General features: G+C 70.7%; 20 protein-coding genes and 1 tRNA gene. 13 read left to right on the forward strand and 8 right to left on the reverse strand.

What is annotated here, in order from left to right; genetic code table 11:
- Positions 1 to 12: 12 nt before the first annotated feature.
- Together BM396_RS10605 and BM396_RS10610 are read right to left on the reverse strand one after the other, a co-directional pair.
- Positions 13 to 1,149, reverse strand: coding sequence for a methyltransferase (locus BM396_RS10605; protein ID WP_043352587.1), 1,137 nt, complete (start codon positions 1,147 to 1,149; stop codon positions 13 to 15).
- Positions 1,150 to 1,169: 20 nt separating this feature from the next.
- Positions 1,170 to 2,039: a polyprenyl synthetase family protein gene (locus BM396_RS10610; protein ID WP_043352586.1), complete on the reverse strand. Its 870-nt coding sequence runs from the start codon at positions 2,037 to 2,039 to the stop codon at positions 1,170 to 1,172.
- 109 nt (positions 2,040 to 2,148) lie between these two features.
- On the opposite strand from BM396_RS10610, the gene crtD reads away from it, so the two are divergent.
- Both crtD and BM396_RS10620 read left to right on the forward strand, forming a co-directional pair.
- On the forward strand, positions 2,149 to 3,684 hold the full coding sequence (gene crtD, locus BM396_RS10615; RefSeq protein ID WP_043379911.1) for a 1-hydroxycarotenoid 3,4-desaturase CrtD: 1,536 nt from the start codon (positions 2,149 to 2,151) through the stop codon (positions 3,682 to 3,684).
- On the forward strand, positions 3,681 to 4,541 hold the full coding sequence (locus BM396_RS10620; RefSeq protein ID WP_043379914.1) for a carotenoid 1,2-hydratase: 861 nt from the start codon (positions 3,681 to 3,683) through the stop codon (positions 4,539 to 4,541). Before crtD ends, BM396_RS10620 begins: the two co-directional genes overlap by 4 nt.
- On the opposite strand, the gene BM396_RS10625 is transcribed toward BM396_RS10620, so the two are convergent.
- Positions 4,501 to 5,835: a glycosyltransferase family 87 protein gene (locus BM396_RS10625; protein ID WP_043379917.1), complete on the reverse strand. Its 1,335-nt coding sequence runs from the start codon at positions 5,833 to 5,835 to the stop codon at positions 4,501 to 4,503. The genes BM396_RS10620 and BM396_RS10625 overlap by 41 nt on opposite strands.
- A 145-nt stretch (positions 5,836 to 5,980) precedes the next feature.
- Here BM396_RS10625 and BM396_RS10630 point away from each other — a divergent pair, with 145 nt between their 5' ends.
- The 8 genes from BM396_RS10630 to BM396_RS10665 are packed head-to-tail and all read left to right on the forward strand — an operon-like array spanning position 5,981 to position 17,274.
- Positions 5,981 to 7,231 (forward strand): glycosyltransferase family protein, encoded by a 1,251-nt coding sequence (locus BM396_RS10630; RefSeq protein ID WP_043379920.1) that lies wholly within the window; start codon positions 5,981 to 5,983, stop codon positions 7,229 to 7,231.
- The gene (locus BM396_RS10635; RefSeq protein ID WP_043379923.1) at positions 7,228 to 8,505 is read left to right on the forward strand and encodes a glycosyltransferase family 4 protein; all 1,278 of its coding nucleotides are present in this window, start codon (positions 7,228 to 7,230) and stop codon (positions 8,503 to 8,505) included. The genes BM396_RS10630 and BM396_RS10635 overlap by 4 nt, the downstream gene beginning before the upstream one ends.
- A complete protein-coding gene (locus tag BM396_RS10640) occupies positions 8,493 to 10,445 on the forward strand; it encodes a glycosyltransferase (protein WP_043379926.1) in 1,953 nt (650 codons plus the stop codon). The genes BM396_RS10635 and BM396_RS10640 overlap by 13 nt, the downstream gene beginning before the upstream one ends.
- The gene (locus BM396_RS10645; RefSeq protein WP_043379929.1) at positions 10,442 to 12,283 is read left to right on the forward strand and encodes an ABC transporter ATP-binding protein; all 1,842 of its coding nucleotides are present in this window, start codon (positions 10,442 to 10,444) and stop codon (positions 12,281 to 12,283) included. The genes BM396_RS10640 and BM396_RS10645 overlap by 4 nt, the downstream gene beginning before the upstream one ends.
- The gene (locus BM396_RS10650) at positions 12,283 to 13,149 is read left to right on the forward strand and encodes a hypothetical protein (RefSeq protein ID WP_043355095.1); all 867 of its coding nucleotides are present in this window, start codon (positions 12,283 to 12,285) and stop codon (positions 13,147 to 13,149) included. Before BM396_RS10645 ends, BM396_RS10650 begins: the two co-directional genes overlap by 1 nt.
- A complete protein-coding gene (locus BM396_RS10655; RefSeq protein ID WP_043379932.1) occupies positions 13,146 to 15,101 on the forward strand; it encodes an ABC transporter substrate-binding protein in 1,956 nt (651 codons plus the stop codon). The genes BM396_RS10650 and BM396_RS10655 overlap by 4 nt, the downstream gene beginning before the upstream one ends.
- A complete protein-coding gene (locus BM396_RS10660) occupies positions 15,098 to 16,114 on the forward strand; it encodes an ABC transporter permease (RefSeq protein ID WP_043379935.1) in 1,017 nt (338 codons plus the stop codon). The genes BM396_RS10655 and BM396_RS10660 overlap by 4 nt, the downstream gene beginning before the upstream one ends.
- An 11-nt stretch (positions 16,115 to 16,125) precedes the next feature.
- Positions 16,126 to 17,274, forward strand: a complete 1,149-nt coding sequence (locus tag BM396_RS10665; protein WP_043380173.1) for an ABC transporter permease — start codon at positions 16,126 to 16,128, stop codon at positions 17,272 to 17,274.
- Positions 17,275 to 17,319: 45 nt separating this feature from the next.
- Here the strand turns inward: BM396_RS10665 and BM396_RS10670 are convergent, their stop codons facing one another.
- Both BM396_RS10670 and BM396_RS10675 read right to left on the reverse strand, forming a co-directional pair.
- The gene (locus tag BM396_RS10670; protein ID WP_081948575.1) at positions 17,320 to 19,536 is read right to left on the reverse strand and encodes a sensor histidine kinase; all 2,217 of its coding nucleotides are present in this window, start codon (positions 19,534 to 19,536) and stop codon (positions 17,320 to 17,322) included.
- Positions 19,537 to 19,591: 55 nt separating this feature from the next.
- Positions 19,592 to 19,855, reverse strand: a complete 264-nt coding sequence (locus tag BM396_RS10675) for an Rdx family protein (RefSeq protein WP_257791597.1) — start codon at positions 19,853 to 19,855, stop codon at positions 19,592 to 19,594.
- A 336-nt stretch (positions 19,856 to 20,191) separates the two neighbouring features.
- On the opposite strand from BM396_RS10675, the gene BM396_RS10680 reads away from it, so the two are divergent.
- Positions 20,192 to 20,266 (forward strand) — tRNA-Val (locus BM396_RS10680).
- A 157-nt stretch (positions 20,267 to 20,423) separates the two neighbouring features.
- Complete coding sequence (locus tag BM396_RS10685; RefSeq protein ID WP_043379941.1) at positions 20,424 to 21,956, forward strand: acyl-CoA carboxylase subunit beta; 1,533 nt, start codon at positions 20,424 to 20,426, stop codon at positions 21,954 to 21,956.
- A gap of 38 nt (positions 21,957 to 21,994) precedes the next feature.
- Here BM396_RS10685 and BM396_RS10690 read toward each other — a convergent pair whose 3' ends face one another.
- The 3 genes from BM396_RS10690 to BM396_RS10700 form a co-directional block, all read right to left on the reverse strand.
- Entirely contained in the window at positions 21,995 to 22,456 is a 462-nt protein-coding gene (locus tag BM396_RS10690; RefSeq protein ID WP_043380177.1) for a hypothetical protein, read from the reverse strand.
- A gap of 76 nt (positions 22,457 to 22,532) precedes the next feature.
- Positions 22,533 to 23,087: a tellurite resistance TerB family protein gene (locus tag BM396_RS10695; RefSeq protein ID WP_043379945.1), complete on the reverse strand. Its 555-nt coding sequence runs from the start codon at positions 23,085 to 23,087 to the stop codon at positions 22,533 to 22,535.
- A gap of 201 nt (positions 23,088 to 23,288) precedes the next feature.
- Positions 23,289 to 24,209 (reverse strand): metallophosphoesterase, encoded by a 921-nt coding sequence (locus tag BM396_RS10700; protein WP_043379947.1) that lies wholly within the window; start codon positions 24,207 to 24,209, stop codon positions 23,289 to 23,291.
- 186 nt (positions 24,210 to 24,395) lie between these two features.
- Here BM396_RS10700 and hemC point away from each other — a divergent pair, with 186 nt between their 5' ends.
- Positions 24,396 to 25,319: a hydroxymethylbilane synthase gene (gene hemC, locus BM396_RS10705; protein ID WP_043379950.1), complete on the forward strand. Its 924-nt coding sequence runs from the start codon at positions 24,396 to 24,398 to the stop codon at positions 25,317 to 25,319.
- Positions 25,320 to 25,457 lie beyond the last annotated feature (138 nt).

A 25,457-nucleotide genomic window follows, 5' to 3' on the forward strand; every position in this document is an offset into this window, starting at 1 on the left:
GTCAAGTGACACTTACTTGAGACGGCCTGTTTTTTGGGCTTTCAGAACTCGGGTGAGCAGCGGGCGTCGGGTCGGATGTTCATGCGTCACGGCGAATCCTGCCGTCCGGAGCATCGCGCGGAGCTCCTCCGCACGGCGCGGGCGCCCGGATCCCATCGCCAGGAGATAGAAGCCGAAATAGGCGTCCCCGACCGGTTCCGCGCCCGGCGTTCCGGCCATGGGTTCCGCGAGCAGAAGCGTTCCGCCCGGCGGCAGAGCCGCGTGGGCCGCTCGGAGCAACGCCAGGGCGGGCTCGTCGTCGTGGTCGTGGACGATCCGAACGAGGGAGATCGTGTCGGCGCCGGTCGGCAGGCCCCCGTGGAAATCGCCGCCGCGGCAGGCGATCCGGCCTTCGAGGCCGGCCTGGGCCAAGCGGCTGGCGGCGCGCTCGGCCACGGCGGGGAGATCGAACAGGGTCAGGCGCGGCGTCGCGTGCCGTCCTGCCACCGCTTGCAGGAAGGCGCCCTCCCCGCCTCCGACATCCATCAGGTGCCGGACCCCTGACAGGTCGCAGGCATCGAGCACGTCCTCCGCGATCAGCGCCTGCGAGGCGCCCATCAGGCCGCTGTAGGGGGCCACCGTCTGCGCATCGCCCGAGAGGCCGGAGGCATAGGGCCAGTAGCGCGCGAGTCCGGTCGGCGGGGCCTGGCCGCGCAGCAGGGCCACCGGATCCGCAAGGTCTGCGTAGAGCAGCGCGTGATGCTCGATCATCGCGGCGATCCCGGGATTGCCGACGAGAGCGGCACCGAGATCGGCCAGCCCGAACCGCTCGCCCGACAGGGCGCGGACAAGCCCGAGGGATTCCGCGGCCCGAAGAAGGCGCCGGGTGTTGTCCGGCGGCAGGTCGAGCCGGCGAGCGAGGGCTTCGATCGTCAGGGGGCCTTCGGCCAGGATCGCGAACAGGTCGAGGCGGACGCAGGCGGTCAGAACCTGCGCGTAGACGAAGCCCGCGCAGAGGTCGAAGAGGGCGCGCGTGTTCCGGCGGGCGATGCCCCGCGTGAGGGGGAAGCCCGCCGCCCAGCGCTGGAAGCGGGGGCTCGCGACCAGGCGGCTGCGCCAGGCGTTCCATCGATCCGTCCAGGCGGACGGGACGGACGCCGCCGCACCGATGCCGGAGAGCGATCGGCCGGTCAGGCCGTCACCGCCCGCAGGCTCGCGGGCAGGAACAGCCGCGCCTGCGCCTCGATCTCGGCGGTCAGCGCGGCCATGCCCGGGCAGGCCGGAATCGCCGCCACGGCCTCGCGCGTCAGTCTCGACAGCCGATCCAGCGCGCCGCCGGTGCCCAGAAGCGCCGCAGCGTTGGGCCGCCCCAGAGTTGCGTCGCGCCCGGCAGGCTTGCCGATCTCCTCCTGGCGGCAGGCGACGTCACGCAGGTCGTCGGCGACCTGATAGGCCTCGCCGAGGCACTCGCCGAGGCGGCGCCAGGGCTCCGAATCCGCTCCCGCCGCGGCGGCGCCGGCGACGGTGGCGGCGGCGAACAGGGCCCCGGTCTTCGCCTGCTGGTAGTCGCTGAGGCTGATATGGGCCTCCGATTCCCAGGCTTGCCCTGCGGCGATGCCCGACGGCGACCCGGCGGCGCGACCGAGGAGGCCCACGAGCCGTCCCAGGCGCGCGGGATGGGAGCCGGCGGACCGGGCCAGTGTCTCGAAGGCAAGGACGATCAGGGCGTCGCCGGTCAGGACGGCGATGGGCTCGCCGAAGGCGACATGGACGGAGGGCTTCTGCCGCCGCATCGGCGCATCGTCGAAGCACGGCAGGTCGTCATGGACCAGGGAGGCGCAGTGCAGAAGCTCGATGGCTGCGGCCGCCGCTTCTGAGCCGGCCGGATCGTCATCGCCGCAGGCGCGGGCGACCGACAGGCACAGCCGCGGCCGGATCCGATGCCCGCCCGGGAACACCGCGTAACGGAGCGCCTCCGCCAGAAGGGGCGGCGCGCCCGGCGCCTCCGCGTGAGCAACGGCGCGATCCAGCGCCATCTCGATCCGCCGACCGGACTCCATCGCGTTGCCTCCCGTGTTGTGTGCGGTTGTCAGCAACAAGTGTCATTTCTTATTGACACTTTGGCGCCGGCAGATCAATCCCGTTTCCGGGGGAGAAGGTGGAGCGACCGTGGCGCAGGAGCGCGTCGTCGTGATCGGAGCGGGGATCGGTGGTCTCGCCGCGGCCGTGCGGCTCGCTCATGCCGGATTCCACACCACGGTCCTCGAGCGGGCGCAGCAGCCCGGCGGAAAGATGCGCGCCATCCCCGTCGGAGACCGCGCCATCGAGGCCGGCCCGACCGTCTTCACGATGCGCTGGGTCTTCGAGGAGCTGTTCGCGGAATGCGGTGCAGAGCTCGGGGACCGGATCTCCCTGGCGCCGGCTCGGCTCCTCGCCCGGCATGCCTGGAGCCGGGACGAGCGCCTCGACCTGTTCGCCGACATCGAGGCGTCCGCCGACGCCGTCGCGGCCTTCGCGGGACGGCGTGAGGCGGACGGCTATCGGCGCTTCTGCGCTCGCTCGGCGGAGGTCTACCGCACTCTCGAAGGGCCGTTCATCCGCGAGGGCCGGACCGGCCCCGCCGGCCTCGCGCAAAGGGTCGGCCTGTCGGGCCTCGGCGATCTCTGGCGGATCCAGCCCTTCACCACGCTCCAGTCTGCGCTGGGCAGCTACTTCCGCGATCCCCGGCTGCTCCAGCTGTTCGGACGCTACGCCACCTATTGCGGCGCCTCGCCCTACACCGCGCCGGCGACGCTGATGCTCGTCGCCCATGTCGAGCAGGCCGGAATCTGGACCGTTTCGGGCGGCCTCAGCGGCCTCGCGCGGGCCGTGGCCGATCTCGCCGCGGAGCGCGGCGCGGCCTTCCGCTACGCTGCGGAGGCCGAGCGGATCCTCACCGCGGGCGGTCGGGTCGTCGGCGTGCGCCTGGCCGACGGCACGACGGTTCCGGCCGACCGCGTCGTCTGCAATGCCGATTGCGCCGCCCTCGGCGCGGGCCTGTTCGGACCGGACGCCGCCGTCGCCGGCGAGCGGCTCGCGCCCGGCGAGCGCTCGCTGTCCGCCGTCACATTCTGCGCGGAGGCGGTGCCTGCCGGCTTCCCGCTGGCGCACCACACGGTCTTCTTCTCCCGCGATTACCGGGCCGAGTTCGACACGATCCTGCGCGACCGTCGCCTGCCCGACGATCCCACGGTCTACGTCTGTGCCCAGGACCGGGACGCGGCGGGGACCGCGCCGCAGGGGCCCGAGCGCCTGCTCATGCTCGTCAACGCACCGGCGGATGGCCGGGAGCGACCGCTCACGCCGTCGGAGACCCAGAGATGCGAGACGACCCTGATCCGCCGGTTGGAGGCCTGCGGGCTCACCCTGACCTTCGCGTCGTCGGCGGTGACCACGACGCCACGGGATTTCGACGCCCTCTTTCCCGGGACGGGCGGAGCGCTCTACGGGCGGGCGGCGCAGGGATGGGCGACGACCTTCAAGCGCGCGGGCGCCCGGACGGCGCTGCCGGGCCTCTATCTGGCGGGGGGCTCGATCCATCCCGGCCCGGGCGTGCCGATGGCCGCGCAATCGGGTCGGCTGGCAGCGGCGGCGATCCTGGAGGACCGCGATTCGATGGCCCGGTCGCGCGGGGCGGCTACGCGTGGTGGTACGTCGATGCGGTGAGCGACGATGGCCGTCACGGCCTCACGATCATCGCGTTCATCGGAAGTGTGTTCTCGCCCTACTACGCGTGGAGCGCCGAGAAGGACCCCTTCGCCCATTGCGCCATGAACGTGGTCCTCTACGGCGATCGCGGCCGCTTCGCGATGACCGAGCGGCGCGCTGCCAGCCTGTCGCGCGGCCCCGACCACATCGCCATCGGCCCGAGCGCGATGCACTGGGATGGCACGGCGCTGACCGTTCGCATCGACGAGCGCGGGGCGCCGCTGCCCCATCGACTCCGCGGCACCGTCCGTCTCGAGCCGCGCGGTTTCACGGCGGGTCCGTTCCATCTCGACAGGGCGGGCCGCCACCGCTGGTGGCCGATGGCGCCGTCCTCCCGGGTCGAGGTGGATTTCGACCAGCCGGATCTGCGCTGGAGTGGCGGAGGCTACTTCGACACGAATGACGGCGACGAACCGCTGGAGGCTGCCTTCTCCCGGTGGACGTGGTGCCGGGCGGACCTGCCGGACGGCGCCGCGATCCTGTACGACGTCCACCATCGCGACGGCGGCGGACAGAATCTGTCGCTCCGGTTCTCCGCCGACGGCAGCCGCCGCGAGATACGGCCGCCGCCCGCGGCGTCGCTGCCGGCGACCGGGTTCTGGCGGATGCCGCGCGAGACCCGCAGCGATGACGGGCGGTCGCGGGTGCTCGCGACCTACGAGGATACGCCGTTCTACGCCCGCTCGCTCCTCGCCTCGACGCTGGGCGGCGAGCCGGTGCGGGCCATGCACGAGAGCCTGTCGCTCGACCGGTTCCGCAACCCGCTGGTGCGGCTCATGCTGCCCTTCCGGATTCCTCGGCCGATGGCCCCGTGAGGGCCTGGATGTCGACGCCGCCCCTCCCGGTTCGGTGCCGACCTTCGAAGACCGTCCAGGGCCGGATGCGGTGGGCGATGCAGGCGAGCGTTGCGACGCTCAGCACGAATCCGAGGGGAAAGCCGGTCAGCCCCGCCACCTCCCGCGTGACCGCGAAGAGCGGCGCACAGCAGATCAGGACGCGTTCGTGCGGTCGCAATCCGCCCGCCCGGTGCGCGGCGAGGGCCAGCAGGAGCGTGGCCGGGACGACGGGCGCCAGATCGTAGACCGGCAGGTACGGCGACAGCATCGGCGCGGCGGCGACGAGCGCCGCCGCGTGCAGCGCCGCGTCGGTCGGGCGGCACCAGGCGCGGCAGGCCACCCCGAGGGCCAGTGCGGCGACGAGCACCTGCGCGATCCAGCCTGTGGCCATCGCGCCGCCGACCAAGCGCACGGCCCCGAACGCGCTGGCATTGAGGTCGAGGCCCGCGGCGGCGTTCTGCAGAATGATCCGATTCGTGTCTCCGAGCGTGCCGAAGAAGCCGCTCCAGGGCGCCGTGCCGAAGAGGGCCAGCGATGCGAGGCAGAGGACCAGCACCGTGGCGAGGCAGGCCGCCAGACAATCCCGCCGCCCGGTCGCCAGCAGGAGCACGGGCGCCAGCGCCGCGAAATGCGGCTTGTAGGCCAGCAGGCCGAAGCAGAGCCCGGCCAGCCAGGGGCGCCGGTCCACGAGCACCGCGCCGAGGGTCAGAAGCGACGCCGTGAACAGAGCGTTCTGGCCGTAGGCGAGGTTGCTCAAGACCAAGGGATGCGCGAGCGCGACGAAAGCCACATCCATCCGGCCGGCTGCCACGCGCATCGTCAGCGCGAACAGGGCGACCGAGAGTGCAATCCAGAGCAGATAGGCCGGCTGCGGTTCCATGAGCGCCATGGCGGCCGCCGGCAGGAGGAACACCGGCGGGTAGTGCCAGGCGAAGCGGCAATCCTGCCCGAAGGCGGCCTTCATGTTCGCCAGATGCACCGGCAGATCGTAGGGCTCGCCGCCCCGGCCCTCCAGAGCGGAACGGCCCGCCGTCCAGACCTGAGCGAAATCGTTTCCGAGCGGATCGCCGTACCAGTTCCGCCGCGGCTCCGGGCCGGTCCCGTAGACCAGCAGGACCAGGGCGAGGCCGAACGGGACCAGCACCCGGGCCGCGCGCATGGCAAAGGCGGACAGTCGGGCGTCGCTGCTCTGGAGATTCGCGAGGTCGGCCCATAAGGCAGGCAGGCGTGCGGTCGCGGGGCCCGGCGCGCGGGACTGGGGAGGCGCAGGCATCGGGCGATTTCGGTATCCAGACTTGGCGGAAGCTTAGGTTCCCGCGGTTTGAAGCCCGTTAACAGCGCTGTTTGCGGCCCGGCCCGGCTTGTGCGAGAGGGCGGCGGCTGCGATCCTTGCGCCGTCAACCGGGGCGGTCACCTTGATGCGACTGGACGAGGCGTCTTCGGCCCCGCGCGTCCTGATTTACAGCCACGACACCTTCGGGCTGGGGCATCTGCGCCGCTCGCGGGCGATCGCCAACGCGATCGTGGCGTGCAACCGCGGCGCTCAAGCGATGATCGTCTCGGGCTCGCCGGTGGTTGATCGCTTCGCCTTTGCGCCGGGCGTCCGGACCGTCCGGCTGCCGCCGGTGACCAAGTTCGCGGATGGCAATTATGCCAGCCTCGACGCGGCGACCCCCCTCGCCCGCACGGTCGAGCAGCGGTCGGCGATCATCGCCCAGGCCTGCGGCGCCTTCCGCCCCGACCTGATCATCGTCGACAAGGAACCGGCCGGCTTCCACGGCGAGTTGCTGCCGGTGCTGGAAGGCGCCGCCGACCGCGACATCCGCCTCGTCCTCGGACTGCGCGACGTCCTCGACGACGCCGATCGTCTCGTGCCCGAATGGGAGCGCAAGGGGGCGATCGAGACGATGGTGCAGTTCTACGACGAGATCTGGGTCTATGGGCTGAGCCGCATCCATCAGCCCCTCGCGGCGCTGCCGATGGATCCCGAGATCGCCGCGCGCATCGACGCGCGCCTGATCTATACCGGCTATCTGCGCCGGGACCTCCCGGAGCGCCGCGCCGGCCGCAAGGAGCCGGCCATCGCCGACGGCCCGTTCATTCTGGTCACGCCGGGCGGCGGCGGCGATGGTGCCGCCCTGATCGACTGGGTGATCGCCGCCTACGAGGCCGATCCTGCGATCCCTTTGCCCGCCCTGATTGCCTTCGGTCCCTTCCTCGATACCGACACCCGCGACGGTTTCGCGGCGCGCATCCGCGCGCTCGGCGGAAGAATCGCCGCGATCACCTTCGACAGCGAGATCGAGTTCCTGTTGCGCAAGGCCGCCGGCATCGTCGCCATGGGGGGCTACAACACCTTCTGCGAGATTTTGTCCTTCGACCGTCGCGCAATCCTCGTGCCCCGGACCGAGCCGCGGCGGGAGCAGGCGATCCGGGCGCTCGCGGCCGAGCGGCTCGGCCTCGCGCGGGTCCTGATGGAGGCCGAGGGCCGGACGCCCGGGCGCATGGCGGCCGCGCTCCGCGACCTGCCGGAGCAGGATCCGCCGTCGCGGGTGCTGGTGCCGGGTCTGCTCGACGGCCTCGACGCGGTCGCCCGCCGCGTGCGGGCGCTGACGGCGCGCGGCAGCGCGGACGAAGAGACCCGCCCGTGCCTGCAGGCCTATTCGTGAGCGCCAAACGGGTCGCCGTGGTGTTGAAGGGCTATCCGCGGCTCTCCGAGACCTTCATCGCGCAGGAGCTGGTCGCCTTGGAGCGGCGCGGTCTGTCCCTGGAGATCTGGTCCCTGCGCCGCCCGACCGACCGGGCGCGCCATCCGATGCACGGGCAGATCCGAGCCGAGGCCGCCTACCTGCCCGAATATCTGCGCGATGCGCCGCTGCGTGTGCTCCGCGGACTCGGTGCGGCGCTCCGGCGGCGGAACCTCCCCGCGCTTCTCGCGCTGTTCGCCCGCGACTTCCGGCGCGACCCGACGGCGTCGCGGCTGCGCCGCCTCGGGCAGGCCCTGGTCCTCGCCCGGGAACTGCCGGCCGACGTCGCCCATATCCATGTGCATTTTCTGCATACGCCGGCCAGCGTCGCCCGCTACGCCGCGCTGCTCACCGCGCACCGGTGGAGCTTCTCGGCGCATGCCAAGGACATCTGGACGACGCCGGACTGGGAGCTGACCGAGAAGCTGCGCGACGCCGCTTGGGGTGTGACCTGTACCCGCGACGGGCTTGCACGTCTGGACGCGCTCGCGCCCGGCCGGACGCTGCTCGCCTACCACGGGCTCGACCTCAGCCGCTTTCCGATCCCGCCGCCGCATGACACGCGCGACGGCACGGATCCGGCCCGACCGCTCCGGCTCCTCTGCGTCGGCCGGCTCGTCGCCAAGAAGGGGCACGACGATCTCATCGACGCCCTGGCCACCCTGCCCCCAGGCCTGCATTGGCAGCTCGACCTGATCGGCGGCGGAGAGCTGCGTGCTGCCCTGGAGGCGCGGGTTGGCACCTGTGGCCTCGCTGAGCGGATCCGCTTCCGGGGCGCCCTGGCGCAGCCTGCGGTGATCGAGGCCATGCGCGCGGCCGACCTGTTCGTCCTGCCGACGAAGCCGGCCCCGGGCGGCGACCGCGACGGATTGCCGAACGTGCTGATGGAGGCGGCAAGCCAAGCGTTGCCGATTCTGGCGACCGCATTCGCCGGCACGCCGGAATTCATCACCGATGGCACGCACGGGGTCCTGGTCCCACCGGGCGACCCGCCGGTGCTGGCGGCGGCGCTGAGCCGTCTCGCCGACGATCCGGGCCTCCGCCGGAGGCTGGGCGAGGCCGCCCGGGCGCGGCTTGTGCGAGACTTCTCCGAGGAGGCCGCGATCGCGCTGATCGCCGGCCGGCTGCGTGCCTCCGCGGGTCTGTCGTCGGACGTGGCCGCACACGAATCGGAGCTGCCCGCGTGCGCGTCCTGATCGCGGTCACGCATCTCTTGGGCGCGGGGCATCTCACCCGCGCCGCCGCCCTCGCCCGCGCCTTCGCGGCGGCCGGTCACGAGACGCTGCTGGTCTCGGGCGGCGTTCCGGCGCCGATGGTCCGCCGCGACGGCCTGCGCCTCGTTCAGCTGCCGCCGCTCCGGATCGCCGGCACGGAGTTCTCGACGCTGCTGGAGCCCGACGGCCGTCCGGCCGAGCCGGCGCTGCTGGCACGCCGAAGCGCCCTGATGATCGAGACCGTGACGGCCTTCGGACCGGATGCCGTCATCACCGAGCTGTTCCCCTTCGGCCGGCGCGCCCTGGCACACGAGTTCCTGGCTCTGGTGGATGCCGCTCGTGCAGGTCGGCCGCGCCCGCTCGTCCTCGCATCCGTTCGCGACATTCTCGTCGCCTCGACGAAGCCCGCGCGCATCGCCGAGGCGCACGCACGCGTGGCGGACCTCTACGACGCCGTTCTGGTACACGGCGATTCGGCTCTCGTGCCCCTCGATACCTCCTGGCCCGTCGATGCGGCCACCGCCGCGAAAGTCCGGTACACCGGCTACGTGGACGAGGGCACGGCCGCTCCGCCGGCAACCCGTCGCGCCGGCGTGCTGGTCGCCGCCGGATCCGGGCCGGCCGGGCTGCTTCTGCTCGGCGCTGCCGCCGAGGCGGCCCGGCAACGGCCGGATCTCGGCTGGCGGATCCTCGCCGGCCATGGCGTGCCCGAGGCGGCGCTGTCCGGGATCGGCCGCGATCTTCCTCCGGGCGTCCTCGGCCGTGCCCGGCCCGACTACCGCGCCCTCCTGGCCGGGGCCGCCGTCTCTGTGAGCCAGTGCGGCTACAACACGGCCATCGATCTCCTCGCCACGGGCACGCCCGCCGTGCTGGTGCCGTTCGAGGCCGGCGGCGAGACCGAGCAACGCCTGCGGGCCGCGTGCCTCGCCGCCCGCGGCCTCGCCCGGGTGCTGCCGGAATCGGAGTTGACGGCCCAAACCCTGGTCCAGGCCGTCGAGGCCCAGGCGGCTGCACCCGCCCCCGGTCCGCACGGCATCGACATCGCCGGCGCCCGGCGCACGGTGGAACTGGTCGAGAGCCTGCACGGCGTCGGTCCGGTGCGGCGCGGATCCGTTCCCGCGACGGATCCGGCCTTCGCGGTCATCGATCGCGCCCTGGATTCCGTGGCCGCCCGCGGCGGGCGTGTTCCGCTGTTCTGGCGCGACGACGATGCGATCGCGGCGAGCGCGAAGCTCGATCGGCTCGTGGGGCTTGCGGAGGCGCACGGCATCCCGCTGCTCCTCGCGGCGATTCCGTCCGGGATCGAGCCGTCGCTCCAACGGCGCCTCGAAACGGCTCCGGGCGTGAGGGTCGCCATTCATGGCCTCGCCCACAGCAACCACGCGCCCCCCGGCGAGAAGCCGGCGGAGTTCGGTGCGCACCGGCCCCTCGATATCCGGATCGCGGAGGCCGCGGCCGGCTTGCGGATCGCCCGCGCGCGGCTGGCGGAGGCCACGGTGCTGCCGGTCTTCGTCCCACCCTGGAACCGCCTCGCGCCGGATCTCGCCGCCGCCCTGCCTGATCTCGGCTATTGCGGCCTCTCGGCCGTACCCGGCCCACCGGTTCCGGGTCTGCGCCGGCTCGACGCCACGCTCGACCCGATCGACTGGCGGGGCACCCGGTCCCTGCGCGATCCGGAGGCGCTGCTGACCGGCGTCGCCGACGCCATCGTCCGTGCGCCGGAGCAGCCGGTCGGTCTGCTGACCCACCATCGCATCCATGACGACGCCCTCTGGAGCTTCGTCGCGGCGCTGATCGCGCACCTTGTCCGGCACCCGGCGATACAGCTGCTGGATCTTCGCGAGCACTTCGGCGTCGCCGCGATGGACATGGGCCCCAAGGCGTCTAAGTCTCGGGTCTCACAGATCGCGAGGACGGGTTGAGCCCGCTATTGTCCATCCGCGACCTCGCGGTCGCGTTCCGCACGGAGAGCGGCCCGTTCGAGGCGCTGCACGGCCTGTCCCTCGACGTTCACCGCGGCCGGACCCTCGCTCTCGTCGGGGAGTCCGGCTCGGGCAAATCGGTGACCGCCCAGGCGATCCTCCGGATTCTGCCCCCGGCCGCCGCCATCACCCGCGGCCGGATCCTGTTTCGGGATGGCGAAACGGAGACCGACATCGCGCGCCTCCCCGCCGACAGCGAGGCGATGCGGGCGATCCGCGGCCAGCGGATCGCGATGATCTTCCAGGAGCCGATGACCTGCCTGTCTCCGCTCCACACGGTGGGCGATCAGATTGGCGAGGCCCTGCGGATCCATACCGGTGCCGACCGCAAGGAGGCGGATGCCCGAACCGAGGAGGCGCTGGCCCGGGTCGGCTTCCCCGATCCGCACCGCGCCCTGCGGACCTATCCGTTCGAGCTGTCCGGGGGCCTGCGCCAGCGGGCCATGATCGCCATGGCGCTCATCCTGAAGCCCGCCCTGCTGGTGGCCGACGAGCCGACCACCGCGCTCGACGTCACAACGCAGGCCCAGATCCTCGCCCTGCTCGCCCGGCTCCAGGAGGAGACCGGGATGGCGATCCTGCTGATCACGCACGATCTCGGCGTGGTGGCCAACATCGCCCACGACGTGGCGGTCCTGTATCGCGGCCGCCTCGTGGAGGCGGGCCCGCGCGACACGGTGATGCGGACGCCGGGCCATGCCTATCTCCGCGCGCTCCTTCACGCGGTGCCCCGCTTCGACATGCAACCCGGCGAGCGCCTGACGCCGATCCGCCCCGCGCGGGCCGAGATACCGCCCGGGCAGAAGCCCGCGCCGCTGGCGGGGCCGCTCCTCCAGGTCGAGGGCGTCAGCAAGAGCTTCACCCTGCGCGCGGGACGGATGTGGCAGAAGCCGCGGACCGTCCATGCGGTCTCGGACGTCTCGCTCAGCCTCGCGGGCGGCCAGACGCTCGGGCTCGTCGGCGAGTCCGGATCGGGCAAAACCACCGTCTCGAAGATGATCATGCGGGCGCTGCGGCCGGATGCCGGGCGGATCCTGTTCGACGACGGCAGCGGCCCCCGGGACGTCCACGCCTTGAGCGGCGATGCGTTGTTCGCCTATCGCCGCACGGTCCAGTTCGTGTTCCAGGACCCCTACGCGTCCCTGGATCCGCGCATGACCGTGCGCCAGATCCTGTCCGAGCCGATGGAGATCCACGGCGTCCCGGCAGGAGAGCGACGGGAGCGCTGTCGTGCCCTGATGGCGATGGTCGGTCTGGAGTCGAGCGGTCTGGGCCGCTACCCGCACGCCTTCTCGGGCGGCCAGCGGCAGCGCATCGGCATCGCCCGGGCCCTCGCCCCGAAGCCGCGGCTGCTGGTGCTCGACGAGCCGGTCTCGGCCCTCGACGTCTCGGTCCAGGCCCAGATCCTGAACCTGCTCAAGGATCTCCAGGCGGCGCTGGGGCTCTCCTACCTCATCGTCTCCCACAATCTGGCAGTGATCGACTACATGGCTGACACCATCAGCGTGATGTGCCGGGGGCGCATCGTCGAGGAGGCGCCCCGCGCCGCCCTGTTCCGCCGTCCGGTGCATCCCTATACGCAGGCGCTGCTCGCGGCCGTGCCGGATCCGAGCCTCGACCATCCGCTCGATTTCGCTGCGGTCGCGGGCGACCAGAACGATCCGATGCGCTGGGAGGAGCCTTTTCGCTTGGCCCCCGACGAGGCCGGGGCGATGCGCGCGGTCGAGACCGGCCACCGGGTGCGTTTCGGCGCCGCCCACGCGGTCGAGGCCGCGTGATGCAGGCCCGGCCACCCGTGATGCTGGAGCGCCTGCGCCGCAAGGTGCTGTCGCCGCTCTTCGACCGCCTGGGCTACGACCTCGTCCCGGCGGCCCCCGACTGGAGCCACCGGCCGACGTCACCGCGCGAGGTGGCGACGCTGCTCGAATCGGCCGCCGCCATCCTGGAACGGGATCTCGCCGCCGCCGGCCTGGTTCCGGATGGCGACGTCCTCGAACAGGTCCAGGCGTTCTGGGCGCTGATCCCCACCGCGCCCGTCCGCCAGCGCCGGGGCGGCAGCGGCTTCAACGGCGCGCTGCAGCTCTACATCGCGATGCGGGCGCTGAAGCCGGATTTCGTGGTCGAATCCGGCGTGTTCCGCGGCCTCACCACCTGGGTCATCCGGCAGGCCCGCCCGCAGGCACAGATCTTCTGCCACGATCCCGACCTGTCGGGCCTCCAGTACCGCGACCGGCAGGCGCGCTACAGCACCGCAGACTGGTCGAAAGCCGACTGGTCCATGCTGGACCCGGCGCGGACGGTGGCGTTCTTCGACGACCACGTCGCCCAGGGGCGGCGGGTCGTCGAGGCGCAGGCCCGGGGCCTGACCCGTCTGCTCTTCGACGACGATGCGGCCGGACACCGGATCCACGCCCATGGCGGACCTGCGCATCCGACCATCGCGATGATCACCGGCCCCGAACGCAGCCCGGAGCCGATCCGCTGGACCCGGAACGGTCGCCACTTCGAGCAGCCGGCCGACGATTCTCTTCTCCGGCAGGCTGCAGACCTGATCGTGCGGTCGCATGCCTTCGATGACCTGCACCGGGCCACGGGCTACTCGCCGGCGCGGCTGACCTCGGTGACGCTTCGGGGCAGCCCATGAGCGCCGGGGATTTCCGGGACGACGCCTCCGCCTCCCTCCCTCGTCGCGGCAGGCGGGACGGCACGGTCTCCCGCCGCGCCCTCCTCGTCGGCCTGGGCGCCACATTGAGCTGGTCGCGCGCGCCGTCATGGGCCTTCGCAGAGACGCCGCCGACGGATGCGCCCGGTCCGCCGACCAAGCCCGCCGTCGCCGACCTCGCTGCCCATGGCCGCCGTCTCGGGACGGCAGGCGGCACGATCCGGACCCTCATCGCGAAGGCCCGGGATGTCCGCTACCTGTCGGTCTACGGCTATACCCGCTTGGTCGGCTACGATGCCGAGCTGAACCTGCGGCCCGACGTGCTGGAGCGTGTCGATGTCGAGGGCGGGCGCTTCACCTTCACGCTCCGCCAGGGCCACCGCTGGTCGGACGGCCATCCGTTCACCACGGAGGATTTCCGCTATTACTGGGAGGACGTCGCCAACGAGAAGGCGCTGAATCCCGATGGGCCGCCGGCCTTCTTCCGGGTCGACGGCAAGCTGCCGCAGGTGGAATTCCTCGACCCGGTCACGGTCCGCTACAGCTGGGACCGGCCGAACCCGATGTTCCTGCCCGCCCTGGCGGCGCCGCGGGACCCGCTGATTTACCGGCCGGCGCACTACCTGAAACCGTACCATGCCCGCTACATCGGCAAGGAGGCGGCCGACGCGAAGGCCAAGGCGCTCAAGCTCCGCAGCTGGGCGGCGCTGCACAACCGCCTCGACGACAATTACGAGCTCAACAATCCGGAATGTCCGACCCTGCAGGGCTGGGTGCCGCGGACCCGCTCGCCGGCCACCCGGTTCCGCTTCGAGCGCAACCGCAGCTACCACCGGGTCGACACGGCCGGCACGCAACTGCCCTATGTCGACACCATCGTGATGGACGTGGCTTCGCAGGGCCTCCTGGTCGCCAAGACCAACGCCGGCGAGGCCGACCTGATGTTTCGCGGCCTGACGATGCCCGATATCCCGAGCCTCAAGGAGGGTGAGGCGGCCCATCGGTACCGCACCAACCTGTGGCCCGTGGCCCGGGGATCGGAGATCGCCCTTTACCCGAATCTCACCACGACGGATCCGGCTTGGCGGCAGCTCAACCGCGACGTGCGCTACCGGCACGCCCTGTCGCTCGCCATCGATCGCCGGACCCTGAACAACACGCTGCTGTTCGGACTGGGCACCGAGGGGAACGATACGATCCTCTCGGACAGCGCCCTCTTCGAGCCGGAGATGCGGACGCTGAACGCCGTCTACGATCCGGCGCAGGCGGCGAAGCTCCTCGATGAACTCGGTCTGACCGGACGCGACGGCGCGGGCACGCGGCTGCTGCCCGGTGGGCGGCCGCTGGAGATCGTGGTGGAGAGCGACGGCGAGGCCGAGATGGTGCTGGACGCGCTGCTCCTCATCACGGAGTTCTGGCGCGAGGTCGGCATCCGGCTGATCACCAAGCCGCAGGAGCGCACCAACCTGCATCGGCGCTCCATCGGCGGCATGACCATCATGGTGGCCGCCCAGGGGCTAGACCTCGCGGTGCCGACCGCGATCATGCCGCCGACCGAGCTGAGCCCTGCCCAGCCGGAGCACTATTCCTGGCCCCTCTGGAGCATGAACGTCGAGAGCCGCGGCAAGAGCGGCGAGCCCTGCGACGTTCCGGAGGTCCAGCGACTGCTCGACCTCGACCGCCAGTGGCGCGACACCGACGACGCCGCCAAACAGGCCGCGATCTGGCGCGAGATGCTGACGAATCACGCGCGCAACACCTGGGTGATCGGCACGGTGGCGGGGGCGCTCCAGCCCGTTGTCGGCGCGGATCGCCTGATCAACCTTCCGAAGCGCGCCCTCTATTCCTGGGAACCCACTGCGATGATCGGCGTGCAGCGCCTCGACGAGTTATTCTGGGAGACAGGCGCCGACACCCGCGCGGAGGTCCGGTGATCCGTCAGATCCTTCGCCGGATCGTCACCATGGCGGTGACGCTGCTGGTCATTTCGGCGCTCGTCTTCATCATCATCAAGCTGCCGCCCGGCGACTACCTGTCCAACCGGATCATGGAGCTGCGCGCCACCGGCGATGCCAGCTCCGTGGCGAAGGCGGAGTTGCTGATCCAGCAATACGGGCTCGACCGCCCGGTCTGGCAGCAATACCTGATGTGGATCGGGGTGATGCCCGGCTCGGTGGGGTTCTCGGGCCTGCTCCAGGGCGATTGGGGCTGGTCGTTCGAGTACGACAAGCCGGTGGCCGACGTCGTCGGCGACGCCCTGTGGCTGACCCTGCTGATCAATCTGACGGCCGTGGTGTTCGTCCACGTCGTCGCGATCCCGGCCGCGATCTACTCGGCGACGCACCGGAACACGGTCGGTGACGCCGTCGTGACCCTGCTGGGCTATGTCGGCCTCGCGGTCCCGGGCTTTCTGCTGGCGCTGATCCTGCTCTTCTACGCCAACCGCTGGTTCGGGCTGTCGATCGGCGGCCTCTACGATTCGGCCCTCACCAACCAGCCCTGGACCTGGGAGAAGGTCCGCTCGCTCCTGGCGCATCTCATCGTGCCGACCCTGGTGATCGGACTCGGCGGTACGGCGGCCATGATCCGGCGGATGCGTGCCAACCTGCTGGACGAACTGGCCAAGCCCTACACGGTCACGGCCCGTGCCAAGGGCCTGCCGCCCCTGCAGGCGTTGCTGAAGTATCCGTTCCGGATGTCGCTGAACCCGTTCGTGGCGGATATCGGCAACCTGCTGCCGCACCTCGTCTCGGGTTCGGTTCTGGTCTCTCTGGTGCTCAGCCTGCCGACCGTCGGGCCGCTGCTCCTCGAAGCCCTGCGCAGTCAGGATCAGTTCATGGCCGGCTTCCTCCTGATGTTCGTCGCGGCCTTGACCCTCGTCGGCATGCTGATCTCGGACCTGATCCTGGTCTGGCTCGATCCGCGCATCCGCATGGGCCTGCGATGAACCGGCCCGCCATGAACGACGCGCTCCCCGCATCGGGACATTTCGTCGATCCGGCCCCCTTCGAGCCTGAGGCCAGGGCCGAGAGCCCGGTCGCGACGGCGTCCGCCTGGCGGCTGATCCTGCGTAAGTTCCTGCGCCATCGTCTGGCCGTGGCCTCGGCCCTGATCCTGCTCGCCCTCTACGCGATCGTGCCCTTCGTCGAGCAGCTGGCACCCTACGGCCAGGCCCGCCGCAACGGCGACTACCTCTATGCGCCGCCCCAGGGCGTTCACCTGTTCCACGCGGACCGCTTCGTCGGCCCGTTCGTCTATCCCTACCGGGCCCATCTCGACCTCGACACGTTCCGCCGCGACTACAAGGTCGACGCGTCCGCGCCGCAGCGGTTGCGGTTCTTCTGCCGGGGCGACGGCTACGACTGGCTCGGGATCGTCCACACCGACTGGCACCTCGTCTGCCCGCCGGAGAACGGGACGCTGTTCCTCCTCGGAACCGACAAGCTCGGGCGCGACCTGTTCTCCCGCATGGTCTACGGGGCCCGGATCTCCCTCACCATCGGCCTTGTCGGCGTGGCGATCTCCTTCACCCTCGGGCTCTTCTTCGGCGGTATCGCGGGCTATTTCGGCGGCGTGGTCGATGCCGGGGTGCAGCGGCTGATCGAGGTGGTCCGGTCCCTGCCCGAGCTGCCGCTCTGGCTCGCCCTGTCGGCGGCCCTGCCGCCGAACTGGAGCCCGCTGCTGATCTTCTTCGGGATCACGGTGATTCTCGGGCTGCTCGACTGGCCCGGGCTCGCCCGGGCGGTGCGCGGCAAGCTGCTGGCTCTGCGCGAGGAGGATTTCGTCCAGGCCGCCGAACTCATGGGCGCCTCGCCTGCCCGGGTGATCGGCCGGCACCTGATCCCGAACTTCATGAGCCACCTGATCGCCTCGGCGACCCTGTCGATCCCGACCATGATCCTCGGCGAGACCGCCCTGTCGTTCCTCGGCCTGGGCCTGAGACCGCCGGTGACCAGCTGGGGCGTGCTGCTCAACGAGGCGCAGAATCTTGCGGCGGTGCAGCTCTACCCTTGGCTGCTCCTGCCGGTCCTGCCCGTGCTGGTGACGGTGTTGGCCTTCAATTTCATGGGCGACGGCCTGCGCGACGCGGCCGATCCGTATCACTGACGGAGGCGGCCGTCCCTGCGCGTACGGACGGGCGTCTCGAAACCCCTAACCCGCGAGCGGCAACGGTGCGATCCGTGTCGGTGCGGCGACGCCCTTGCGCTCGAGCAGGCCCGGCGGCGGCACCGGGGCGTCGATGGTGCAGACCACGCCGGTCGGCTCGTAGCTGAGGACGACCTCGCCGGCGAGTTCCCGGGCGAGGCTGCGCTCGATCAGACGCGAGCCGAAGCCGGTCCGCGTCGGCTTCTTCACCGGCGGGCCGCCGCGCTCGGACCACCGCAGCGACAGCTGCATGTCCTCCGCGCGCCGGACTGTCCACGAGATCTCGACTACGCCGCCCTCCGCGGAGAGCGCGCCGTACTTCACGGCGTTCGTACCGAGTTCGTGCAGGGCCATGGCGATGGACAGCGCGAGCCGTGGCGGCAGACGCAGGGCCGGTCCCACGACCTGGAACCGCGAGTCCCGGCCGGCGCCGGCCTCCAGAGGCCGGATCGCGTCCGCCACGACCGCGGAGAGTTCCGCGCCCTCCCAGCTCTCCCGCGTGAGGACATCGTGGACCCGCGCCAGGGCCAGGAGGCGCGCCTCGAAGGCGGCGCGTGCCGCATCGGCCTCCGCGCCCTCCAGCCCGCGCAGCGACTGGGCGGCGATCGACTGGACCGTCGCCAGGGTGTTCTTCACCCGGTGGTTCAACTCGTGGATCAGGAGCAGCAGGTGCTCCTCGGCATTCTTCGTGTCGGTGATGTCGATGTTGCAGCCGGTGTAGCCCAGGAAATTCTGTCCGTCGTCCAGCCGCGGGACACCCTCGCACTGGAGCCAGCGCACCGCCCCCGTCCGGTCGATCACCCGGGCCTCCGTGCGGAACGGGATGCGGGCCTCGAAGGCCTCCGCGAAGGCGGTCCGGAAGCCGTCCAGATCATCGGGATGGACGATCTGGTGCCAGCCATCGTCGTTGAACTGGTTGGCCGGCAGCCCGAACAGGTGCTCGAAATGAAGATTGGCGAAGCTGACCGCCCCGGTCTCGTCGGTCATCCAGATCAGGGCCGGCGCCGAATCGGCCATGTGCCGGAAGCGCGCCTCGCTCTCGCTCAGGGCGCTCAGGCCGCGCTTGGTCTCCGCCAGCGCCCGGTCGCGCTCCTCTTCCCGGGTCCGCAGCCGGAGCGAGGCCTCGGACAGCACGACGGCGAGTCGCTGGATCTCGTGCACCGGTGAGGACACCCGCGGGATCGCCTCACCCCGGGCGAGGGCCGGCCCGGAGGCGGCCAGCAACCGGAGGGGGCGCGAGACCCGCGACCAGAGATTCACCGCCAGGAGCGACGACGTGGCGAGGACCAGCAGGCCGAAACCGGCGAACGCCCAGATCCAGCGCCGCACCCGCGCATCGACGACAGTCTGCGGGATGCTGGTGGCGACCATCCAACCCGTGAGCCGCGAGCGCGCCTCGATCACCACCACCGGCTTGTGCTGGCGGTCCTGGCCGTCCCAGACGCCGGGCGTCGCCGACTGCACCTGTCGAAGGCTGGCAAGGCGCGGCTTGCCGACCACCGCCTCGGGATCCGGCAGCCGGGCGAGAACGATGCCGGCCCGGTCGCTGATGCCGGTGGTCCAGCCCGGGACGACCTCACGGGACAGGATGCCTTGGAGGCGCGACAGGGGCACCGTGAAGCTCAGGATGTAGCCGACCTCGCCGTCGATCATCACCGGCACGCCCACCGCGTAGGTCGCCTCGCCCGGCATCGGACCCGGCACGTAGCCGCTCACCATCGCCCGTTGCGTGCCCCGGGCGAGGTCCTGATCGAAGGGGAACGCGACGATCGGCATCGGCGCCCCACGGGGAACGCCGGTGTTCACCACCTCCTGACCGTTGGGCCGGCGCAGCAGGACGTCCAGATCGATCGATTCGCGCACGAGACGCGCCTGGGCGTCGAACGCCTCGAAATCGCCCTGCCGGATCCGCGGCGAGGTGGCCAGTGTCTGGAGCACCGAGACCAGACCGGCGGTGTCGCGGTCGAGGGACAGGCCGATGCCGCGCACGTTCTCGCGGGCGTCCTGCTCGAAGCGCGCCCGCTCGGCGGAGGCGTAGCGCATCAGCAGGATGCTGGTGAACAGCAGGCCCGGGCCGATCAGCGCGATCACCAGCGCGATCAGGTAGACCTGCGTCGAGAAGCCGTTCCGCCCGAAGCGATGCAGCCGCCGCGACAGCCACGACCGGCGCGCGGGGATGATCGCCGGGACGCCCGCCCCCTCGGCTTGGTGATCCGGACTCAAGCGGGGTCCGTCCCCGGCCCGCAGTGCCCCGCAGGCGCCTTGCCGTTCCCTCGCCTCATGATCGGTCGATATGGCCGAGATCGCGCGCCGGGTCGAGGTGGTCGCGCACGCGTTGCTTCAGGGTCTTCACGTCCGGGAAGCCGCCGTCCCGCACCCGTTCCCAGAGGAGCGCATCGCCCAGCGTGATGCGGAACAGGCCCCCCGAGGCTGGGACGAGGGCGACCTCGCCGAGATCGTCGCGAAAGGTTGAGAGGAGCTCCTGCGCCATCCAGGCTGCCCGCAGCAGCCAGTTGCACTGGGTGCAGTAGGTGATCGCCACGCGCGGCCGATCCGGCCCCGTCGCGCAGGCCGCCGTCACGTCGCTGCCCTGTCTCGCGCCCGCTGGCCCATCGTGCATGGCCCCACAGCGCACCGGGCCGCGGGCCTTGTCAACCTCGCCGGCGCCCGTGGTGGCGCGCCTGCCGCCGGCGACGGCCGAACCCGGGCTCGGCAATCCGGGACGCGGAGGCGCTTCGCCGGCCCGTCTCCGAGCGGCAAAGATCGTCGGCCGCGCTTGACGTCCCGGGCCGCCGCGCTCTAGAACGCCGGCCACCGGGTTGCGGCGCCCTCGGGGGCGAGCGGCTCGATCGCGTGCGTTGAAACGGCACGCCGGTACGGACGGTTAGCACAGCGGTAGTGCGTTCCCTTCACACGGGAAAGGTCGCAGGTTCGATCCCTGCACCGTCCACCATCCCGCTCCCATCCCCAGACGGTCTGATCCCGCGGACCACCGTGTCGGTTTGCCGCCCGAAATGCGCGTGCTAAGGGCGCTCGATCGGTGAACGCATAAGCTTGGACCCGGCCCGATCCGGGTCGCAGGTCGCGGCAGGGGAAGGGCGGGAACAGCCATGAAGGATATCCTCGACAAGCTCGAAGAGCGGCGGGCGCAGGCCCGGCTCGGCGGCGGTGAGAAGCGCGTCGAGGCGCAGCACAAGCGCGGCAAGCTCACGGCGCGCGAGCGGATCGAACTCCTCCTCGACCACGGGTCGTTCGAGGAATTCGACATGTTCGTGCAGCACCGCTCCACCGATTTCGGCATGGAGAAGCAGAAGATCCCGGGCGACGGCGTCGTCACCGGATGGGGCACGATCAACGGCCGCACGGTCTTCCTGTTCTCCAAGGACTTCACGGTGTTCGGCGGCTCCCTGTCGGAGGCGCACGCCCAGAAGATCGTGAAGGTCCAGGACATGGCGCTGAAGATGCGCGCCCCGATCATCGGCATCTTCGACGCCGGCGGCGCCCGCATCCAGGAGGGCGTTGCGGCGCTCGGCGGCTACGGGGAGGTGTTCCGCCGCAACGTCATGGCTTCGGGCGTGATCCCGCAGATCTCGGTGATCATGGGCCCCTGTGCGGGCGGCGACGTCTATTCGCCGGCCATGACCGACTTCATCTTCATGGTCCGCGACACGAGCTACATGTTCGTGACCGGCCCCGACGTGGTGAAGACCGTCACCAACGAGGTCGTCACGGCCGAGGAGCTCGGCGGCGCCAAGGTCCACACCACCAAGTCGTCCATCGCCGACGGCTCGTTCGAGAACGACGTCGAGGCGATCCTGCAGATCCGCCGCCTCCTCGACTTCCTGCCGGCCAACAACACCGACGGCGTGCCGGAGATCACGAGCTTCGACGACGTCAGCCGCATCGATGCATCCCTCGATACGCTGATCCCCGACAATCCGAACAAGCCCTACGATATGGGCGAGTTGATCCGCCGCGTCGTGGATGAGGGCGACTTCTTCGAAATCCAGTCCGCCTACGCCCGCAACATCATCACCGGCTTCGGCCGGATCGAGGGGCGCACCGTCGGCTTCGTGGCGAACCAGCCGCTCGTGCTTGCGGGCGTCCTCGATTCGGACGCCTCGCGGAAGGCCGCGCGGTTCGTGCGCTACTGCGACGCCTTCGATATCCCGATCGTGACCTTCGTGGACGTGCCGGGCTTCCTGCCCGGCACGGCCCAGGAATATGGCGGCCTGATCAAGCACGGCGCAAAGCTGCTCTTCGCCTATTCGCAGGCGACCGTGCCGCTGGTGACGATCATCACCCGGAAGGCCTTCGGCGGTGCCTACGACGTCATGGCCTCCAAGCACGTCGGTGCGGACGTCAACTACGCTTGGCCGACCGCCCAGATCGCCGTGATGGGCGCCAAGGGCGCGGTGGAGATCATCTTCCGCAGCGAGATCGGCGACCCGGAGAAGATCGCGGCCCGCACCGGCGAGTACGAGGACCGCTTCCTGTCACCGTTCGTGGCGGCCGAGCGCGGCTACATCGACGAGGTGATCATGCCGCACTCGACCCGCCGCCGGATCGCCAAGGCCCTCGGCATGCTCCGCACCAAGAAGATGGAACAGCCCTGGAAGAAGCACGACAACATCCCGCTCTGACACGGGCGCGGTGGCCGGCGGCACGCTCCGCCGGCCTCTCAACTGCGGTCGCTGTTCTCGATCACCGCGCACAGGGTCAGCGGACCCTTGTCGGGCGACACCATGGCCGAACAGGTCACCCGAGCGCCGCCGAGATCGACATTGCTGTGGCGCAGCTTGGTCGCGGTGGCCTGGGCCCGGTGCGCGGCCTCCGTGATGACGGAGGCATCGATGCCCGTCACCGCGTGGCCGGCCTTGCCGAACACGTCGAAATAGCGATCCGGCGGAGTGGCGCCCCGATATTGGGCGCCGACCGACGAGTGGTCCGGTCCGCCGCAGGCGAGGGTCAGGGTCATGTCCTCACCGGCCGTGAAGCTGGCATAGTCGCTCCGGCGATCCGTAGTCTTGGCCGCAGTCTCGCCGGTCACCTTGTCGATCAAGGTGTCGCAGGATTGCGCCCGGGCCGTTCCCGAGCCGGCCGCGAGAATTGTGAAGACGATCAGGGGGAAGAGTGCGCGCATACCCGCGAGGTAGCGCGACGGCGCCCAAAGGCGAGCCAACCGGCGCTTCGGCGCCTCCGACCCGCCATGGTCCGGATCAGGCGGATTCGCCCCGTTGCGGGTCGAGAGCGGCCCCCGCGCCGGCGAGAAGCCGTCGCTTCAGGCGGGCGATGCCCTCGCGCTGCAACTCACTCGGCGGAGAATGCGCGCCAGCCACCTGGGTCAGCATCGCGATCAACTGCTCCCGCTCGGCCGGTGTCAGCGCGTCGCGCAGCAGCGGAGCCAGCGCGTCGGTGACGTGCGAGAAGGGAAGCCGCGCCTGCGTGTAGCCCCAGGCCCGCTCGAAGGTTGCCGAGATCCGCTCCACCTCCAGGGGCGTCTCCATGTATTCGAGGATCCGCGTCTTCTCGCTGGCGGTCAGGGGGCTGCCCGTACGGACCAGCTGAATCATCAGGATGATCGCGGCCAAGCGGGGATCGCGGACACGCTGCAGCGGCGTTCCGACGAGGTTCTCGAAGGTGGACACGGCGCGGCGCTGGAGCCCCTTCGTGTCCCGGTTGACCTCCTGCAGACCCTTGACGGTCCCGTGCGTCCGCAAGATCCAGAACAGTCCCGCAACGATGAGACCGATGAGGCCGAGCAGGATCGGCATGAACGTCCCCAGATCGAATCGATGCGGGACGGTCCCATGCACATCTCGATGTGTCAAATTGCCGCCGAAAGCCTCCGGGCACCGGAATTCATCATCTGATCTACAAAATTCCGATCGCATGACTTGCGCGCGGCTGGATTGTGCTTCGACGATCCATCGATCGTCTGACAGTCGAGCGGCGGTCCCGCGAATGCCCCGCGTTCAGCTGGCGGCTGTCACCGCGTCCGTCTTGCCGAGTTCGAGGAGGACGATCTCGGGAGGGACGCCCATCCGCACCGGGATGCGGCTCATCCCGAACCCGCCCGAGACGATCATGTGGCGGCCGTCCTGGATGACATGGCCGTAGGAATAGTCGTGTCCCTGCACCTTGCGGATCGCGGGGGCGTGGCCGAACAGGCGAATTTGGCCGCCATGGGTGTGCCCGGCGAGGGTCAGGGAGACGCGGTCGGGCACGGCGACGAAGATGTCGGGCTCGTGCGCCATCAGGATCACGGGTGCCGAATCGGTGATCGGATCGAGCGTTCGCGGCAGGTCGGCCAAGCTGAACGTGTTCCACGCGTCGAAGAAGGGCTGTTGGTCGCCGAGACCGGCGAGCCAGAACGGCCGGCCGTCCTTCACCAGGCGCACCGCACGATTCTCGAGAACCGGGATACCCTGTGCCTCCAGCAGGCGCCTGACCGCGGGCACGCCGCGACCGTTCCTCTGGACCGTATGGTCGTCCCACCAATCGTGATTGCCGAGGATCGCGTGCGTGCCGAGGGGCGCCTTGAGTTCGGTCATCATCCGGGCGAACTGATCGAGCGGCAGCTTGCGCCACGCGATCCGCCCGGCCGGATAATCGCCGAGCAGAAGCACCAGATCCGGCTCGAGCGCGTTGGTCGCTTCGACGATCTGCGCCACCCGGTCGAACGGCATGAACGGCTCGCAGATGTGGAAATCCGCCAGGACCGCCACCCGTAGTTGCAGCGACGGATCCCACCGCGGCAGGGTCGGCGCATAGGATGTCACCACCAGCCGATGCAGCGGCTCGATGTCGAGGGCATAGACGCCGGTGGCGGCGGTGATGCCCGCGCCTGCAGCGAGCCCCGTCAGGACTTGCCGTCGGCTCGGCATGATCAGCATCGCGACAACACCCGTTGGCTCCGAACTACGCCGGTGTCCCGCTAGGAGCGCAGTCCGGCGAAAGCGGGGCAAGACTGGATTTCACGATCGCGCTTTGCCGCTTCGAAACCGCGAGACGGACCATGGCCTGCCGCCCCGCTCGGTTTATAAGGCAGTGTCTCGTCCAGCGAAGTGATCCGGAACCAGATGTTGAACCGCCCCCTGCGCATCGGCACCCGCGGCTCTCCGATGGCGCTCGCGCAGACCGGCATGGTGCGGGACCAAATCGTCGCCGCCAATCCGGGCCTGGAGACCGAGTTGGTGGTCGTGACCACCGTGGCCGACAAGATCCTGGACCGGCCGCTCTCCGAGATCGGCGGCAAAGGGTTGTTCACCAAGGAACTCGAGCAGGCGCTGTTCGCCGGCGAGGTCGACGTCGCCGTGCACTCGATGAAGGACGTGGAGACCTGGCTTCCCGACGGGCTCACCATCGCCTGCATCCTCGAACGTGACGATCCGCGGGACGCATTCCTGTCGCCGCACGCGGATGGTCTGGCGGGGCTGCCGGCGGGCGCGCGGATCGGGACCTCGTCGCTGCGCCGCGGCGCGCAGGTTCTGATGCGGCGGCCCGATCTCCGGGTCGTGCCGCTGCGGGGCAACGCCAACACCCGGATGCGCAAGCTCGAGGCCGGGGAATGCGACGCGACGCTGCTCGCCCTGGCGGGCCTCCAGCGCCTCGGGCTGGAAGACATGGCCCGCAGCGTCCTGTCGGTCGAGGAGATGCTGCCGGCCGTGGCACAGGGGGCACTGGGCATCGAGTGCCGTACGGACGACGCGGTCATCCGCGACCTCCTGGCGCCCATCGCCTGCACCCGGACCACCATCGCGGTGTCGGCCGAGCGATCGCTGCTCGCGGAACTCGATGGATCCTGCCGGACGCCGATCGCCGCCCTGGCGCAGATCGACGGGGATGTCCTGCGGATCGACGGCTTGCTGTTCCTGCCCGACGGCAGCCGCCACTGGTCCGCGTCCCGACAGGGGCCCGTGACGGATGCGGAGCGGATCGGCGAGGAGGCGGGAGCCGCCCTCAAGGCGGCTGCCGGCGACACCTATACCCGTCACCTGCAGTAGAAGACGGGCCGCAGGACCCACGCGCCCGATCGCCTTCACGCAGGCCGGTGCGGATGGCGACCGGCCGCCGCCCTGTGGCGGGGGCCGTGACGTGCTGGAGGGCGAATTTGGGGCCTGACGTCGCCCGTCGCTGACAGA

This window comes from Methylobacterium sp. UNCCL125 (genome assembly GCF_900116795.1).
GTDB lineage: Bacteria > Pseudomonadota > Alphaproteobacteria > Rhizobiales > Beijerinckiaceae > Methylobacterium > Methylobacterium fujisawaense.

Bases quoted from the DNA above. Each gene is read 5' to 3' on its own strand.
- BM396_RS10650 (WP_043355095.1), top strand. From the start codon at position 12,283: ATGCAGGCCCGGCCACCCGTGATGCTGGAGCGCCTGCGCCGCAAGGTG.
- BM396_RS10625 (WP_043379917.1), bottom strand. From the start codon at position 5,835: ATGCCTGCGCCTCCCCAGTCCCGCGCGCCGGGCCCCGCGACCGCACGC.
- BM396_RS10630 (WP_043379920.1), top strand. From the start codon at position 5,981: ATGCGACTGGACGAGGCGTCTTCGGCCCCGCGCGTCCTGATTTACAGC.
- BM396_RS10700 (WP_043379947.1), bottom strand. From the start codon at position 24,209: ATGCTGATCATGCCGAGCCGACGGCAAGTCCTGACGGGGCTCGCTGCA.
- BM396_RS10695 (WP_043379945.1), bottom strand. From the start codon at position 23,087: ATGCCGATCCTGCTCGGCCTCATCGGTCTCATCGTTGCGGGACTGTTC.
- BM396_RS10655 (WP_043379932.1), top strand. From the start codon at position 13,146: ATGAGCGCCGGGGATTTCCGGGACGACGCCTCCGCCTCCCTCCCTCGT.
- hemC (WP_043379950.1), top strand. From the start codon at position 24,396: ATGTTGAACCGCCCCCTGCGCATCGGCACCCGCGGCTCTCCGATGGCG.
- BM396_RS10685 (WP_043379941.1), top strand. From the start codon at position 20,424: ATGAAGGATATCCTCGACAAGCTCGAAGAGCGGCGGGCGCAGGCCCGG.
- BM396_RS10665 (WP_043380173.1), top strand. From the start codon at position 16,126: ATGAACGACGCGCTCCCCGCATCGGGACATTTCGTCGATCCGGCCCCC.
- BM396_RS10690 (WP_043380177.1), bottom strand. From the start codon at position 22,456: ATGCGCGCACTCTTCCCCCTGATCGTCTTCACAATTCTCGCGGCCGGC.
- BM396_RS10610 (WP_043352586.1), bottom strand. From the start codon at position 2,039: ATGGAGTCCGGTCGGCGGATCGAGATGGCGCTGGATCGCGCCGTTGCT.